Origin of the sequence: Chondromyces apiculatus DSM 436, from assembly GCF_000601485.1 — a bacterium.
GTDB classification, from domain to species: domain Bacteria; phylum Myxococcota_A; class Polyangia; order Polyangiales; family Polyangiaceae; genus Chondromyces; species Chondromyces apiculatus.
Genome location: NZ_ASRX01000037.1, coordinates 63,596 through 76,909, shown reverse-complemented (window position 1 = coordinate 76,909; position 13,314 = coordinate 63,596). Strand labels below are relative to the sequence as shown.

General features: G+C 68.2%; 14 protein-coding genes. 2 read left to right on the top strand and 12 right to left on the bottom strand.

Features of this window, described 5'->3' with window-relative positions:
• Positions 1-12 precede the first annotated feature (12 nt).
• Positions 13-1,203 carry an FIST C-terminal domain-containing protein gene (locus tag CAP_RS22810; protein ID WP_044244672.1) on the bottom strand — a complete coding sequence of 397 codons (1,191 nt, stop codon included), beginning with the start codon at positions 1,201-1,203 and terminating at the stop codon, positions 13-15.
• Between the two features lie 153 nt (positions 1,204-1,356).
• On the opposite strand from CAP_RS22810, the gene CAP_RS22805 reads away from it, so the two are divergent.
• Positions 1,357-2,112, top strand: a complete 756-nt coding sequence (locus CAP_RS22805) for a PP2C family protein-serine/threonine phosphatase (RefSeq protein WP_044244670.1) — start codon at positions 1,357-1,359, stop codon at positions 2,110-2,112.
• A gap of 41 nt (positions 2,113-2,153) precedes the next feature.
• On the opposite strand, the gene CAP_RS22800 is transcribed toward CAP_RS22805, so the two are convergent.
• Complete coding sequence (locus CAP_RS22800; RefSeq protein WP_156041055.1) at positions 2,154-2,528, bottom strand: hypothetical protein; 375 nt, start codon at positions 2,526-2,528, stop codon at positions 2,154-2,156.
• Between the two features lie 172 nt (positions 2,529-2,700).
• Between CAP_RS22800 and CAP_RS22795 the strand changes: the two genes are divergently transcribed.
• Complete coding sequence (locus tag CAP_RS22795; protein WP_044244589.1) at positions 2,701-2,973, top strand: hypothetical protein; 273 nt, start codon at positions 2,701-2,703, stop codon at positions 2,971-2,973.
• Between the two features lie 4 nt (positions 2,974-2,977).
• Here CAP_RS22795 and CAP_RS22790 read toward each other — a convergent pair whose 3' ends face one another.
• From CAP_RS22790 to CAP_RS22745, 10 genes are all read right to left on the bottom strand, one after another.
• Entirely contained in the window at positions 2,978-5,035 is a 2,058-nt protein-coding gene (locus tag CAP_RS22790; protein ID WP_044244588.1) for a PrkA family serine protein kinase, read from the bottom strand.
• Positions 5,036-5,194: 159 nt separating this feature from the next.
• Positions 5,195-6,361 carry a hypothetical protein gene (locus CAP_RS22785; protein WP_044244586.1) on the bottom strand — a complete coding sequence of 389 codons (1,167 nt, stop codon included), beginning with the start codon at positions 6,359-6,361 and terminating at the stop codon, positions 5,195-5,197.
• Positions 6,362-6,589: 228 nt separating this feature from the next.
• Positions 6,590-7,735 carry a YcbK family protein gene (locus tag CAP_RS22780; RefSeq protein ID WP_231511627.1) on the bottom strand — a complete coding sequence of 382 codons (1,146 nt, stop codon included), beginning with the start codon at positions 7,733-7,735 and terminating at the stop codon, positions 6,590-6,592.
• 114 nt (positions 7,736-7,849) lie between these two features.
• Entirely contained in the window at positions 7,850-8,851 is a 1,002-nt protein-coding gene (locus CAP_RS22775) for an L-threonylcarbamoyladenylate synthase (protein ID WP_044244583.1), read from the bottom strand.
• Positions 8,852-8,855: 4 nt separating this feature from the next.
• A complete protein-coding gene (gene dnaB, locus CAP_RS22770) occupies positions 8,856-10,361 on the bottom strand; it encodes a replicative DNA helicase (protein WP_231511626.1) in 1,506 nt (501 codons plus the stop codon).
• Positions 10,362-10,512: 151 nt separating this feature from the next.
• Positions 10,513-10,965, bottom strand: a complete 453-nt coding sequence (gene rplI, locus CAP_RS22765; RefSeq protein ID WP_044244581.1) for a 50S ribosomal protein L9 — start codon at positions 10,963-10,965, stop codon at positions 10,513-10,515.
• 9 nt (positions 10,966-10,974) lie between these two features.
• On the bottom strand, positions 10,975-11,295 hold the full coding sequence (gene rpsR, locus CAP_RS22760; RefSeq protein ID WP_044244579.1) for a 30S ribosomal protein S18: 321 nt from the start codon (positions 11,293-11,295) through the stop codon (positions 10,975-10,977).
• A gap of 3 nt (positions 11,296-11,298) precedes the next feature.
• Positions 11,299-11,826, bottom strand: a complete 528-nt coding sequence (gene rpsF / locus CAP_RS22755) for a 30S ribosomal protein S6 (RefSeq protein ID WP_231511634.1) — start codon at positions 11,824-11,826, stop codon at positions 11,299-11,301.
• Positions 11,827-11,939: 113 nt separating this feature from the next.
• A complete protein-coding gene (pth, locus tag CAP_RS22750; protein WP_044244574.1) occupies positions 11,940-12,539 on the bottom strand; it encodes an aminoacyl-tRNA hydrolase in 600 nt (199 codons plus the stop codon).
• Between the two features lie 27 nt (positions 12,540-12,566).
• Positions 12,567-13,247, bottom strand: coding sequence for a 50S ribosomal protein L25/general stress protein Ctc (locus CAP_RS22745; RefSeq protein WP_044244572.1), 681 nt, complete (start codon positions 13,245-13,247; stop codon positions 12,567-12,569).
• Between the last annotated feature and the right edge of the window lie 67 nt (positions 13,248-13,314).

Sequence of the window (13,314 nt, the reverse complement as noted above, 5' to 3'; positions counted from 1 at the left end):
GCTCGGCGCGCGTCAGCTCGGCGCGCGAAACAACGCAAGCACGCCGGTGTAGAGCGCGATGCGGATGTCATCCCCGCCGGCCCAGGGGATGATCTCGAAGGCCGAGTGCATGCCGGCGATGGGCAGGTCGCCGAAGCGCTGCTTGAGGATGCGCGCTTCGACGTCGGGAGCGCCGTGCAGGTTCTGGCCGCGGCCTGCGCAGCTCAGGTAGAGGGCGAAGCGGGGCGCTGCCCCGAGCGTGCCACGGGCGGCGCGCTGGGCGGCGGCAGCGAGTTCCGTGCGCGCCGCCGCGGCATCACGCACGGCAAAGGCCAGGCGCACCCCGGGGCGGGCCGCGTCGCCGATCAGGAGCGCGCGCCGCGACGGATCGATGCCGCGGACGGGCCGGACGACGTACCGGGGTGCCTCGTCCGACTCCGTCCCCGGGTCGGCGAGGGCCGCGAGCACCACAGGCGCGGGCTCCGCGGGATCGGGCGTGCCGCGCCGCCGGATGTGGGCGGTGCACGACGAGAGCAACTCCAGCGCAGGCTTGCCGCCGGCAGAGAGGACGAGGCCCCCGTCGGTGACCTCGTCGATGGAATGGAAGGCCGAGAGCAACCTGCACCCGCCGCAGGCTTCGAGGAGCGGCAGCGACAGGCCCATCAGGGCCAGCCCCGCCACCGGTGCTTCGAGGATCTCTCCGGCCGCGCTGATGGCCCTCGGGCTCGCGCCCACCGTCCCGGCGCCGAAGATGCACGACCCCGGCGCTGCCGCGACCAGCGCGCCGAGATGCTCGGCCCCCAGGGCGTCGGGCCGGGCAAAGACGAGCATCGTGCCCGCGCGCGGTCCGCCTCTCGCGCCCACCGCACCAGCGGCGCTCGGGGGGCTTGCAGGGGCGAGCACCTCCGCGACCGCCGCGCCGAGCGCCCCGGGTTGAGCCGCGAACGCCAGGGAGCGGCCTCCCTCCCACAGCAGCCCGCTGGCCGCGGCCTCGGACTCGATCTCTCCGCGCTCGCTCAGGACGCCGGCTGCAGGCACCACGCAGGTGGGGATGCCCTTCCAGACGTCGCGGACGAGTTCGGTCACGGCGGGGAGCTGCTGGGTCAGCGCACCGCTGAGGAACAGGAGCCCACCCGCGGGGGAGCGGGCGGAACGGCGGACCTCTGCGAGACGCGGCCGGAGGGTATCCAGCCCACATACCGCGGAGAAGCTGCGGCCGGTCATCACCATGGGAAGACCCGATGGAGCTTATCTGACCATCGCACCCCTCGACAGATCCTGCTCAAGGCGATTATTGTCCTTGGCCCAGCCGCCGCGCCGCCCGCCTGGTCGATCGGGCTGGCGGGGTGTGCCATGCGAGGGTCCGGCGACCAGGCGATGAGAGTCCGATCTTTCGGCCGCACGGATGTCGGGCGCCACCGGCGCACGAACGAAGATGCGTTCTTTCGAGACGATGCGCTCCGGCTTTACATCGTCGCCGACGGCATGGGGGGGCACGCCGCCGGTGAGGTGGCGAGCGCCGAGGCCGTCGAGACCGTCTACGGCATGGTCAAGCGGGGCTTGCCGTCGCTGGGGGACCCGGACGCGCCCCTGACCCCGGAAAAGGCGCGGGCCGTGTGCCGGCTCATCGAGGGCGCCATCCAGGCGGCGACGTACATGGTGTTCGCGATCTCCCAGCTCGAACGCGACAAGAGCGGGATGGGGACCACGCTGAGCGTGGCGCTCGCCGTGGGCGGCGCGGTGGTCACCGGACAGGTGGGCGACAGCCGCATCTACCAGGTGCGGAGCGGCCGCACCGTGCAGATGACCGAGGACCACACCCTCATCGCCTGGCAGATCAAGAACGGCCTCATCTCACCGGAGGAGGCGCGGCAATCCCCGCACCGCAACGTGATCACCCGGGCCGTGGGCAACCGCGACTACGTCGAAGTCGACACCTCCATCGTCGCGGCCGACGCGGGAGATCGCTACCTGCTCTGCTCGGACGGGCTGCATGGCTACCTGCGCTCCGACGAAGAGATCGCCGAGATCGCAGTGCACGGCGGCGACGACGCCGTGGATCGCTTCATCGATCTGGCCAACCAGCGCGGCGGCCGAGACAACATCACCGCGGTCCTCGTCGAGGTGGAGTGAAGGCGGGGCAGGTCAGCCGCTGGCGGCGCTGACGGCGCGCCTCAGGTCGTCGCCGCTGCGCGCAGCCTGATCGTCGCGTCGATCACGGCATCGACCTCGGCGGGGGGGACGTTCAGAGAGAGGATCGCTTCCCTCAGCTCCGACCAGGCGTAGATCTCGATGTCGACGCCCTGCCACGTCACCGCGGTCACCACGCCTCGCGAAAGCCGGTCGTCCATCACCGCCGCTGCCGCGATCTTCCGCTGCTTCAGGGCATCCGCAATGATCCTGCGCTGGGCGCTGGTCACGTCGATCGCGCCGAGGCTCGTCGCGAGGAGGCGGTTCACACCCCTCTCGGAGAGGTCCCTCGCGAACGCATCCCAGACGGCATCCTCGCTCGGGCCAAGCTCCGTGAAGGAGATCGCCAGATCACCCATGATGATCCACCTGAGCCCTCCGCTCATCGGCGCCGGTCTCCCCAGGAGCGTGTGTGATGCAGCATCGTGAGCCTCGTCGGAAGGGCCGCGCAGCAGAGGACCGCCACCCACGGCCCGCGGTGATGCCCGGGCGGAAGCGCAGGCTCCGAGAGGGCCATGCTACCCTGCATCGATGTCGCTGAAAGACAAGCTGGTCACGGAGGGCATGAAGCTCGCCGCCAATCCCAATGTCACCAAGCTCATGCAGGACGAACGGCTGATGAGGCTCTTCATGACCGCCATGAGCGTCCCCGGGAGGGTCTCCTCCTTCACCACCGAGCAGAAGGAGACGTTCGCGAAGACCATGGGGCTCGCGACCTCCGACGAGCTGCGTGATCTGAAGCGGACGGTGGCCGCCCTGGAGCGCGAGGTCACACGCTTGCGCAAGGCGGCCGGCGAGGGGTGACGCGCTACTTCGTGTCCCCGCGCGCGTAGATGGATGCCACGTAGTCGAGCACGTCGCGCGCAGACACCTCGTTGTAGCCGAAGTACTTCATCAACCTCGTCTTGATGATGTCGATCTTCTCCTGCGTCTCCTTGTCGATGACGCTGGAGACCAGGGTCTGCAGCTTGATGGCGTCCTTCTGGTCCTCGAAGAGCTTCAGCTCCAGGGCGCGCCGCAGGCGGTCGTTCGTGTGCCACTCGAACTTCTTCCCGTCGACCGCGAGCGCGCCGATGTAATTCATGATCTCGCGGCGGAAGTCGTCCTTGCGGTTCTCGGGGATCTCGATCTTCTCCTCGATCGAGCGCATCAGCCGCTCGTCAGGCTCCACGTCCTCCCTCGTGAAGCGATCCTTGACCTTCTCCTTGAGGGTGAAGGCCTTGATCGAGTCGATGTAGTTGGCAGCGAGCTTCAGGATGGCGTCCTCGTCGGCGCTGATCGCGCGCTGCACCTCGTTCTTGACCATCTCCTCGTACTCGCGCTTCACCATGCCGATGCACTCGCCGTAGCGCTTGCGCTCATCGTCGTTGGTGAGCAGCGAGTGGTGGCGGAGGCCCTTCTCCAGCTCGCTCAGCACCATGAACGGGTTGATGGTGCCCTCGCCGATGTCGTTCACGAGGGCGTTCGAGATCTTGTCCTGCACGTAGCGCGGGCTGATGCCGTCCATGCCCTCGCGCGGCGCCTCCTTGCGGAGCTCCTTCACGGTGTCCTGCGTGTACCCCGGGAGGACCTTGCCGTCGTACAGCTTCATCTTCTGCACGAGCGAGAGGTTGTGCTTCTTCGGGTCCTCGAGGCGGGTGAGCGTCGCCCACATCGCCGCGACCTCCAGGGTGTGCGGGGCGATGTGCTTGCCGCGGATCTTCTCGCGGTTGAAGTCCTTCTCGTAGATCCGGATCTCCTCGGAGACCTTGGTGATGTAGGGGATGTCGATCTTGATCGTGCGATCCCGCAGCGCCTCCATGAACTCGTTGCTGAGGAGCTTCTTGTACTCGGCCTCGTTGGTGTGGCCGATGATCAGCTCGTCGATGTCCGTCTGCGCGAACTTCTTCGGCTTGATCTTGTGCTCCTGCGAGGCGCCGAGCAGGTCGTAGAGGAAGGCGACGTCCAGCTTGAGGACCTCGATGAACTCGACCACGCCGCGGTTGGCGATGTTGAACTCGCCGTCGAAGTTGAAGGCGCGCGGATCGGAGTCCGACCCGTACTCGGCGATCTTGCGGTAGTTGATGTCGCCGGTGAGTTCGGTCGAGTCCTGGTTCTTCTCGTCCTTGGGCTGGAAGGTGCCGATGCCGATGCGGTCCTTCTCGGAGAGCACCAGGCGCCTCACCCGGATGTGCTGCATCACCTTTCCCCAGTCACCGCCGTAGCGCTCCATGAGGCGGGCGAAGATGAAGCGACAGGCCGGGTTGAGTTCGCCCTCGACGCGCACCTGGAAGCGCTCGTTGGACAGCCCGAGTTCACGGATCGCCCGCTCACGCCAGGCCACGGGGATGAGCCGCAAGGGCTCCTCGTGCATGGGGCACTTGAACCTGGTCCCCTCCGAGCCAGCCATGCCGACGCCATCCAGATCCACCCAGTCGTACGTGTACAGGGCGCCGTCGGGCGTGGAGGAGTAGTGCTCGACCCCCTTCTTCAGCAGCCTGGCGATGGTGGACTTCGACGAGCCCACCGGGCCGTGGAGCAGGATCACGCGCTTCTCGGGCCCGTACCCTTCCGCCGCCGCCCTGAGGACGTGGACCAGCCGCATCAGCGGGATGTCGAGGCCGTAGATGGCGTCCCGGCCTCCGTTCAGCTCGTCCTTGAAGAAGTTGTAGCGAACGAGCTTCTTCTTGTTGTCCGTGTACTCTTCGGTCCCGTACCGGATGATCATGTCGTAGGCCCGCTGGTACGCGTTGCGCGTGACCTGGGGCTGCTGGCGAACGATGTTGAGGTAGTCCTCGAACGAGCCCTCCCACGAGAGATCGCGGTAGAGGGCGTAGTCCTGCATCGCGGCGATCGTCTCGACCATCCCTGTTCGCATCTCGGCCATCTCTCACCTTTTTCGTTCAGCGATCATCTCGGCAAGCGGCGCCCTCGGGGGGGTCCGGCGCCCGCCGGTGGGGTTGGCTTCAGTCCGGAGCCCCCCGCCCGCGTCCGCTGGGTGCGGCCGCGATCTGAGGCGCCGAGGAGCCTGAGACTACCTCACGGATCAAGGTGAGGCGAACGTTGCCGCGATGGCGGCCACCTCACCCCACGCGGGTTTCTCGGATCCGGTGAGGTCGAAGAGGCCCAGAGAGCAGGCAAAACCCTCGAAAGGTCCATCCGGGGCCTCACCCTGAGCAGAGACCCGGCTGTCGCAGGCCGCGGGCGCGGGGTCGTTGAGTTCGACGACGTTCACGAAGGGGAAGGCCGCGCGCCTCGGGGCGAGCGCCTCGGCCAGGGTGGAGAAGAAGAGCCGCTGCTTGTCCCGCGTACCGCCTGCGCTCTCGGCGCTGGGATAGCCGGTGGCCTGCAGGACCACCGGGCGTCCATCGGCGAGCACGATCATCCTGTCCAGCGCTCCCGCCACGTCGCTGGTCGGGGCGGCAGCGCCGTCGGCGACACCGGGCAGGTACGTGAAGGCCGCGACCTCACCTGCCTCGCGCAGCGCCGTGAGCGGGAGGGTGGGGGCTGACGCGCTGGACATCGAGAAGCCGACGCCCGTGCGCAGGGCCGGGGGCGCATCCGGGTGCTGGGTCGCGTAGGCGCACGCCTCCAGCGCCAGCGCCTCGAAGTCGGGGCGCTGCTCCGGATGTCGCGTCAGGTAGATGTCCACCTCGCTCCCGAAGGTGAGGTACGCGAGGGAGTCTCCGAAGGTGTCGAGCACCAGATCCACGGCATCGTGCACCGCGGAGATCACCACCGGGTCGTCCCAGGCCAGCGTGGAAAGCTCGGCTGGACGCCCGTCGGCAGCGCGCTCTGCCAGGGCGAGGTTGAAGAGGACCTGCTTGCCATTCGCGGCATACCGCTGCGCGACCCCCGTGAGCTCGGCAGCCGCCTCGGGGCCCGTGTTGCTCAGGGTGCGCCGCACCATGGCGCCGCGCACCCCCGCCGCGAACGTGGTGAGCACGGCGTCGAGCTGCTCTCCCTGCCCCGGGGGAGCGTCCCCGCTGGCCCTCGGTGAAGGCGTGATCCCGATGATGACCGCTGCCACGCCGGCATCTGCAGCATCCGGGAGGGTGACGTCGCCGTCGTTCGCTGCGTCCCCGAGGCCGCCATCCCCGACCGTCGTTCCGCCAGCCCCCGCCCCGCCGTCCGGCGTCGCTGGCGACGGGACCGCATCCTCGCAGCCAGAGACCACCGCAACAGCGAAGGCAAAGCCTGCCAGGGAGGCCATCACACTGTAAGCAAGCCGAAGTCGCAGCACCCCCAGAGGGTATCTCATTCACACGGCAGGGGCTCGCACCCCCGCCCCCCGCCCAGCAAAGCTCGTCGGGGCCCCCCACTCCGCGATCCACCCGCAGTTTCCAGAGCGCTTTGCCGCTTCGGGCCTGACGCCCGTCGCCTCGGGAAGCGGACAATGTCCCCGGCCGTAGGGTTCAGCCCATGCGCTCAGCCCATGCGCTCAGGGCGTCAGCGGCGCCGTCGTCTGGGCGCCCTGGGCGCTCCAGGACGTGGCACCACGCTCCACCACGCCGGGCCAGGCATCCACGTAACGCGATGGCTCCCCCGGGCCCGAGATGTCGATCCAGAAAGCGTGGCCCGTCGCCGGGCGGCGCACATCGACATGAACGAACTTGCTGTTGGGGTAGTAGCCGCAGCCCACATCCTCGAGCGTACGGCAGAGCTTGAAGAGCGACACGTTCGGCGTACCCATCACCATGATGTCCATCGCGCGCCCCTCGGCATGCAGGCTGTTGTGCCCTTTGCGGGCCTCTGCGCGCGGTCGATAGCCGCTGAAGATGTAGACGGCGCGGTAGGGAAAGGCGTCGGCGATCTTCTGCAGCGCCCAGAGAAGCCGCGGGTGGAGGACACGCACCTGGGGCACCCACTCCAGCTCTTGCCAGGCCTCCGCATCGGGCTCGTCCGGCAGAAACTCGCCAGGGCTGGGAGCCTCAGGTGGGCGGGCCATGATCGAGAGGCGGTCCAGCGCTCCGGGGGCCACGGATCCATCGCAGCGGATCAGCGGGAAAGAGGCTTGCTCACCCCCATGACGCGCGAAGACCACCGGCCGCCGGCGACACCGCCAGTCCTGGACCGGCTTGGGAAGCGGCGTCCAGATGAGGTTGTACCCGTTCGAGGTGAGCCCAGGCCCCGTCGAAGCCAGCAGGAGGGGGCTCCAGCCGGGCTCGAAGCGCCGCAACCACGACGCAGAGGTCGCCGAGGAGATCTCGATCAGCTCCTGCAGTGTGCCGAATGGAGGTGCGCCCGTGGGGAACGACTCCGCCGCGGCGAGCAGCTCGGCCACAGTCAGCTCCGGAGGTAGCGAGCCCTCACCGGATGGCGCTGACGCTGACGCTGACGCTGACGCTGGAGGGGGTGCCGCGGTCTTCAGCTCCGCCTGCGTGCCCCAGACGAGGCTCTGCCATGGACGCTGCATCCAGCGGCCGTAGCGCCCTCCGACGTAGAGACGCATGGGGCCGGGGCGCTCCACCGCTGCGTTGCGGAACGCATAGAGCAGCGGGAGCGGCTCGACAGCCGGGTCCTCAAGGTTGAACGTGGCCCGCAGCGGGCTCTGGTCGAGGAGGTTGGCGTCCGCAGGACGGCTCACGAAAGCTCCCGCCAGGCACAGGGCGGACAGGAGGAGGCATCGGGCGGAAAATGCGGACACGGCCGTCATCGTCGAGGGGAGATGACAGGTTGTGACACAGATCGTCGTGCGCCGTTAGGGATTCTCGGGGAGGCCCGCCGAAGCGCGACGGAGACGGTCACGCACGGCGTCCCACGCTCCCCCTTCCGGGACATGGGCGATGATCAGGATCTCGCACCCGGCGTCCTCCAGCCGGTGCAGCGCGGCATACAGGTCGGCCGCGTACGCCGTGGGCTCCGAGGGCAACCGCTCGGCATACAGCCCCACGGACGGACCAGCCCCGTGCTCGAGCGTGCCGACACGCTGGCCGGACACCGACACCGCCTCGACGGTGGCGCGCACGGCCTGCGGCTCCACCAGGAAGACCCGGGCGCGAGGGGCATAGTGCCGTGCGTGGAGGCCTGGCGCTGGTGCGCGCGCGGCGCTGGCGAGAACCTGCTCGGAGCGGATCTCGAGCGGGACGAGCGCCGCGATCTCGTGGGCAGGCACCGCGCCATGGCGGAGGAGGATGGCAGGCGTACCGGTCACGTCCACGATCGTGGACTCGATCCCCCAGGTGCACGGCCCCCCATCGATCACCGCGTCGATGCGCCCCGCCAGCGCCTTCCAGACGTGGTCAGCGGTCGTGGGGGAAATCTCGCTGGAGCGGTTGGCGCTCGGCGCGGCGATGGGGACCGCGGCGGCTTCGAGGAGCGCGCGGGCCACGGGATGCGCAGGAACCCTCAGCGCGACTGTGGGCCCTCCCGCAGCCACCTCGTCGGCGATGCGGTCGGGTCGGCGGGCGAGGATCAGCGTGAGCGGGCCCGGCCAGTAAGCAGCCGCGAGGCGCTGCGCGGCGTCAGGCCAGACCTCCACGAAGGACTTCACGAGGTCGAGATCGGCGCCGTGGACGATGAGCGGGTTCCCGGTGGGGCGCCCCTTGGCTGCGAAGATCTTCCGCGCGGCCTGGCTGTCGTCCGCCCTCGCGCCGATCCCGTAGACGGTCTCGGTCGGGAACGCGACGAGACCGCCAGCGCGGAGGATCGAGGCCGCGCGGGCGATCGAGGCGGGGCTGGTGGACAGACGCTCGGTCCGCATCCCGCTACTCGTCGTCGACCATCTCGGGGTAATCCCCTGGAGCCAGGTTGTCGAACCGGGTGTACGAGGAAGCGAACCGCACCAGCACCTTGCCCGTGGGGCCGTTGCGCTGCTTCGAGATGATCAGCTCCGCGATGCCCTTCGCGTTGGTTGTCTCCGCGTTGTAGTACTCGTCGCGGTAAATGAAGATGATCGTGTCGGCGTCCTGCTCGATGGCGCCTGACTCGCGCAGATCCGAGAGCTGAGGCCGTTTGTCCTTGGTGGTGCGCGTCTCGACGGAGCGGTTGAGCTGGGACAGGGCGATGACCGGTACCCGAAGCTCCTTGGCGAGCTGCTTCAGGCCGCGGGAGATCTCGCTGATCTCCTGCTCACGGCTGGAGACACCCTCACGCCCCTTCATGAGCTGCAGGTAGTCGACCACCACGAGCCCTACCCGCCTCCCCGGGTTGCCCGGGCTCGGCTCCTGGTTGTACTCGGCCTGGATGCGCCGCACCTTGGCGCGGAGCTCCAGGAGCCCCAGCGCCGAGGTGTCGTCGATCCAGATCGGCAAGGTCGACAGGTAAGAGGCGGACTCGGTGAGCCGCCTCCAGTCTTCGGGCTGGAGAAACCCTTGCCGCACCTTGCCGACGTCGACCCGCCCCTCGGAGCAGACCATACGGGTGGCGAGCTGCTCACGGGGCATTTCCAGCGAGAACACGGCGACCCCGAACCCGGGGGCCTGCCTCTCCACCCCGTGCCCGTCCTCTCCGGGTCCGGGCATGGTCATCGAGCGCGGAGAGGCGACGTTCACGGCGAGGTTGAGGACGAACGAGGTCTTCCCCATGCCGGGGCGCGCCGCCACGATCATGAGGTCGCCATCGTGCAGACCTGCCGTCTTGGCATCGAGCTTCTCGTACCCCGTGGAGATGCCCGTGATGCGGTCCCCACGCTCTGCGGCAGCGGTGATCTGCTCGAACGCGGCGCGCAGCGCCATGGCAATGGGCTGCGTCGAGGTCCCCTGCGGCGTGCGGGCCAGGTGGTAGATCGATTGCTCGGCGCCATCGATGAAGGCCTGCACCTCCCCCACGTCGCCGTAGCCCTCCGCGGACACCCGCTGACAGGTGGCGATGAGCTGTCGCAGCCGCCATTTCTCGTACACCACCCGCGCGTGCGCGGCGACGTGAGAGACCGCGGGGGTCGCGTCGGCGAGGGTCGCCAGATACGCAGCGCCGCCGATCTGCTGCAAGCGCTCCCGGTCACGCAGCCAGGAGGACACGGAGATGATGTCGATGGGTGTCCCGGCCAGCGCCAGCTCCTGCGCTCCCTCGTAAATGCGGCCGTGGGCGTCGTGGTAGAAATGCTCTGGCTTGAGGATCTCCAGCACCCGATCGAGCGCGTCGCGGTCGAGGAGGATCGCCGACAGCACCGCCGCTTCGGCGTCGAGGTCGTGCGGCGGAACCCGCCCAGCGATGGACAGCGGCTCGAGCTTTCGAGGCCCTTGCTGCCGGCGGGTGTCGTGCTTCCCCATCATGGCTACGAGGTCTCCACCAGTCTCCCCCGCAACGTGCCGAGGTTACCCACAGGGTAGCGCAGAAATGCGAGACGCCCCGGAGCCGAAGCTACCGGGGCGCTGCAGACACGAAACCTGACCAGAGGCCTCGCGTCGCCGAGAAGCAGCGGTGCTACTTCGCGGAGACGACGACCTCGATCTTGGCGGTGATCGAGGGCGCGAGGCGAATCTGTACAGAGTGGGTGCCGACGGACTTGATCGCGTCCGTCTCGATGCGCCGCCGGTCCACGGTGAACCCCTGGCTGGCGAGCGCTTCCTCGATGTCCCGGGTGGTGACGGAGCCGTAGAGCTTGTCCCCCTCACCGGCAGGCCGGGAGATGGAGATCTTCACGGCGTTCAGCTTGCTCGCGAGCTGCTCCGCCTCGGCACGAGACTTGACCGCCTGAGCCTCGATCACCCTCTTCTGGTGCTCGATGCGCGCCACGTTCTCCGCGGTGGCAGTGACGGCAAGCCCGCGCGGGACCAGGTAGTTGCGCGCGAAGCCCGGGCGCACCTTCACGAGCTCGCCGCTCTTGCCGAGATTGTCGAGTTCCTGAGTCAGGACGACGTGGATGTGAGTCGCCATGGAAGCCTCCTACGCCGACACGGTGAAGGGAAGGAGCGCGATGTTCCGCGCCCGCTGGATGGCCAGCGTCACCTTGCGCTGGTGGCGCGCGCAGTTCCCGCTGATGCGGCGCGGGACGACCTTGCCCCGCTCCGAGATGAAGTACTTGAGGGCCTGGGGGTCCTTGTAGTCGATGACGAGAGCCTTGTCCGCGCAGTAGCGGCAGACACGCTTCTTGCCAGTCCGGCGGCGCCCCGGCGCGTCCGCGTTGAGGTCCGGCGTGCGACCGTAATCGCGGTCATCGTAGTCGGAGCTGCTGTTGCGGCCCATATCGGATCCACGGCTGTTCATGGGTCAGCCCTCCTCCTCGTCGCCGCCAGCCTCAGGCTCCTGGTCGACGTCGCCATCGTCCTCGACGCTCTGCACTTCCATGTTCCGCTCCGCGCGCCGCTCGGGCTCGATCAGCCCAAGCTGCCGCTCGCGGGACTCGTCGCGCTCCTCCTCGATCGGAGGCAGCTCGAGGCGCTCGAACTTCACCTCTTCGTCGACGATGGCGACGCCCTCGGCCTCCACGTCGTTGCGAAGGAGCACGGTCTGGTACTTCAGCACCCCGTCCGTGAGCCGGAGGTTTCGCTCGATCTCGGCCACCACGCGCCCGCCACCGAGGTACTTGAGGTAGACGTACACGCCGCGACGGTGCTTGGTGATGTCGTAGGCCAGCCGGCGGCGACCCCACGTCTCCACCTTGGTCAGCCGCCCCTGCTCGCGGCCGATCACGTCGGCGAGACGCGAGCCCAGGCGCTCCGCGTTGTCCGCTTCGATGTCAGGTCGCAGGATGTAGATCGTCTCGTATTCTCTGGCGCGCCCCGGCGCCGTCACCATTCGACTCACAGTATTTCCCCTTGGACATGAGGCCCCAGGATGCATTCCCAGAGCGAGGAAGTGTCAACGGACCTGTTGCAGTCCATGCGTGCGGAGTGCTCCGCACCCATAGGTTAAGCTCTTGATACTCCGGTTTCGCGCTTGTGCCGAGTGTTATGAATGTTCATCGCGGCCTCGGCGCCACGCGCGATCACGTCTAGCACGCCCTGTGTCGCGAGCCTCACGCACGCGGGCAATGCGCCGCGCTCGGCCTCGTTGAAGCCCGACAGCACGTAATCCGCCACCTTTCCACGAAAGTCGGCTGGCGGACGGCCGATGCCCATGCGGACACGGCAAAACTCACCATTCCCCAGGTGCGTCATGATCGAGCGGAGGCCATTGTGGCCCGCGTGGCCTCCGCCCATTTTCAGCCGCACGTCCCCGAAGGGCAGGTCGAGCTCGTCGTGGATCACGAGCAGGCCCTCTGGCTGGATCTTGAAGAACGCCATCGCCGCCTGCACGGACCTGCCCGACTCGTTCATGTACGTCGCCGGCTTGAGCAGAATGGCCTTCTCGCCGGCAGTCTCCATCCTGGAGAACTGCCCCGAGAACCCATCCTGAAATGCGCCGGAGCGCATCTCCTCGGCGAGGGCATCGATCGCCATGAAACCGATGTTGTGCCGGTGAGATGCGTACTCTTTGCCTGGATTGCCCAGGCCGACGACGAGATGCATGAGGGGACGTCGCGCCGAGCGCTTCGGCTACTTCTTCTTCTCGTCCTTCTTGGCAGGCGCGGCAGCAGCCTTCGCGCCAGCGCCAGCGGCAGCCGCCGGAGCAGCAGCCGCCCCGGGAGCCCCCGGCTTGGCTTCCTCTTCGGCGCCAGCCTTCTCCGGAGCCGCGAGGACCACGATCGTCTGCTCCTCCGGGAGCCGGACCTTGACCCCCTCCTCCAGCTTCAGGGCCGAGGCCTTCAGGGCGTCGCCCACGTCGAGATCCGAGACGTCGATCTCGATGACGGACGGGATCTTCTCGGGCAGGCACCGGACCGGGATCGTCCGGAAGATCTGCTGCAGGATGCCGCCGCTCACGATGCCCTTGGCCTTGCCGGTGCAGCGGAAGGGCACTTCCACGTCGACGGGCTGGTCGAGGTTCACCTGGAGGAAGTCGGCGTGGATGAGCACCCGCGAGATCGGGTGGTAGTCGAAGTCCCTCACCATCACGGTCAGGGTCTCCCCTCCCTCGACCACAAGCTCCACGACCGAGTTCTGCCCGTGGGCAGAGCTGAGGATCTGGGTCAGCGCCTTGGGAGCGACGGCGACCTGGATGGGGGCGAGCGTACGGCCGTAGGCGACAGCCGGGATCTGCTCCTGGCGGCGGAGGCGGCCTGCGGAACTCTTGCCGCTCTCGACACGGCGCGTAGCGTTGAGCTTGATGATCTCCATGACGACAGTCTCTCCTGGGAAGTTCGGGCACACCCGGGACCCGGGGGGGTCGCGGCTATAGCAGAGG

Excerpts from the sequence above, each read along its gene's own strand:
- CAP_RS22810 (WP_044244672.1), bottom strand. The coding sequence starts at position 1,203 with ATGACCGGCCGCAGCTTCTCCGCGGTATGTGGGCTGGATACCCTCCGG.
- CAP_RS22805 (WP_044244670.1), top strand. The coding sequence starts at position 1,357 with ATGAGAGTCCGATCTTTCGGCCGCACGGATGTCGGGCGCCACCGGCGC.
- CAP_RS22800 (WP_156041055.1), bottom strand. The coding sequence starts at position 2,528 with ATGGGTGATCTGGCGATCTCCTTCACGGAGCTTGGCCCGAGCGAGGAT.
- CAP_RS22795 (WP_044244589.1), top strand. The coding sequence starts at position 2,701 with ATGTCGCTGAAAGACAAGCTGGTCACGGAGGGCATGAAGCTCGCCGCC.
- CAP_RS22790 (WP_044244588.1), bottom strand. The coding sequence starts at position 5,035 with ATGGCCGAGATGCGAACAGGGATGGTCGAGACGATCGCCGCGATGCAG.
- CAP_RS22785 (WP_044244586.1), bottom strand. The coding sequence starts at position 6,361 with ATGGCCTCCCTGGCAGGCTTTGCCTTCGCTGTTGCGGTGGTCTCTGGC.
- CAP_RS22775 (WP_044244583.1), bottom strand. The coding sequence starts at position 8,851 with ATGCGGACCGAGCGTCTGTCCACCAGCCCCGCCTCGATCGCCCGCGCG.
- dnaB (WP_231511626.1), bottom strand. The coding sequence starts at position 10,361 with ATGATGGGGAAGCACGACACCCGCCGGCAGCAAGGGCCTCGAAAGCTC.
- rplI (WP_044244581.1), bottom strand. The coding sequence starts at position 10,965 with ATGGCGACTCACATCCACGTCGTCCTGACTCAGGAACTCGACAATCTC.
- rpsR (WP_044244579.1), bottom strand. The coding sequence starts at position 11,295 with ATGAACAGCCGTGGATCCGATATGGGCCGCAACAGCAGCTCCGACTAC.
- rpsF (WP_231511634.1), bottom strand. The coding sequence starts at position 11,826 with ATGGTGACGGCGCCGGGGCGCGCCAGAGAATACGAGACGATCTACATC.
- pth (WP_044244574.1), bottom strand. The coding sequence starts at position 12,539 with ATGCATCTCGTCGTCGGCCTGGGCAATCCAGGCAAAGAGTACGCATCT.
- CAP_RS22745 (WP_044244572.1), bottom strand. The coding sequence starts at position 13,247 with ATGGAGATCATCAAGCTCAACGCTACGCGCCGTGTCGAGAGCGGCAAG.